General features: G+C 55.1%; 1 pseudogene. It reads right to left on the bottom strand.

The features are described 5' to 3' along the window. Positions 1-312: pseudogene (locus LZP73_RS19740) on the bottom strand (FAD-dependent oxidoreductase); the annotation flags it as partial.

The raw sequence follows: 312 nt of genomic DNA, 5'->3' as shown, positions 1-312 counted from the left end.
CACTCCTTTCATGCCATCCTTGATCAGATTGATGAAGCCCACTTTCTTGCCGTGGCGGAGGATTTTCTTGCGCATCAGTTCCGGCGCACTGCCGTCAATGGTGAACAGGTCACGCGCCACGCCCACCGCCAGTTCCGGGTAGCCGCTAAACATGCGTGGGTTATCAAGGAACGCCGGTAGTTTCTGGTACATGCGCATATCGCGCAGCGGGCCACTCTCAAGATGCTGACGATATTCCGCGAGTTTTTGCTTACTGAAATCGTCGCTTTTCATCGCTGAAAGCACAGTTTTTGCTGCTGCTTCCCCGGCGGC

The organism is Shewanella sp. AS16 (genome assembly GCF_021412365.1).
Taxonomy (GTDB): domain Bacteria; phylum Pseudomonadota; class Gammaproteobacteria; order Enterobacterales; family Shewanellaceae; genus Shewanella; species Shewanella salipaludis.
This window is presented reverse-complemented; position numbering and strand designations above follow the sequence as displayed.